The following is a 783-nucleotide window of genomic DNA, read 5'->3' on the forward strand; positions in this document are numbered from 1 at the left end:
GGAAATGGACGAGAAGGAGTTGACCGTCCGGACGATCGCCTCGCAGGGCGGCGTTGATCTGCGCCGCATGGAGGAGGTCAAGAGCCTGGACGAGGACGAATGGCAGCGCATCGGGACCGCTGGCAGCAAGATCGAGTCTGCTCAGCTGTACCTGAACGACACGCCCGGCTTGACCATTAGCGCTATCCGGTCAGATGCCAGGCGGCTTCAACGCGAACAGGGCCTCGACATCCTGATGATCGACTACCTGGGCCTGGTGGGCACCGAAGGCAAGAACCAGAGCCGTACCGACGCTGTGGCCAAGATATCCATTGCCCTGAAGAACTTGGCCAAGGAACTGAGCGTTCCGGTGCTGGTGCTGGCGCAGCTCAACCGAAACCCGGCGAGCCGCCCCGGCAAGAAGCCACAAGCCAGCGACCTGCGCGACTCCGGCCAGATCGAACAGGACGCCGACGCCGTGATCCTGGTCCACCACGACCCAGAGTCGGAAGCGGGCGAGCAGGGCGTCACCGAGCTGATCCTCGACAAGGGGCGCCAGGCCCCGCAGGGCTCGTGCCTAGTCCAGCGCCAAGGGCAGTACGCCCGCTTCGTCAACTTCGCCGGCAACCGCCTCCCGCCTGACGATGAGGTCGAGATGGGCCGCGTCGTGAATTTCTCCAAACACCGTAAGGGGAGCAAGCACCATGAAACTTTCTGATCTGTGGACACGCGCTGGCGCTGGCAAACCTGCAACCCCGGTCGTGTCGGTGGCGGTGACCAAGCGTGCTGGTGCCGGGCAGCCTG

General features: G+C 64.2%; 1 protein-coding gene. It reads left to right on the forward strand.

The genetic code is table 11. The features are described 5' to 3' along the window. On the forward strand, positions 1-697 hold a 697-nt coding region (locus GYA94_RS25930), incomplete at its 5' end, for a replicative DNA helicase (protein WP_304363551.1). Positions 698-783 lie beyond the last annotated feature (86 nt).

This window comes from Pseudomonas juntendi (assembly GCF_009932375.1).
In the GTDB taxonomy this organism is placed as follows: Bacteria; Pseudomonadota; Gammaproteobacteria; order Pseudomonadales; family Pseudomonadaceae; genus Aquipseudomonas; species Aquipseudomonas juntendi.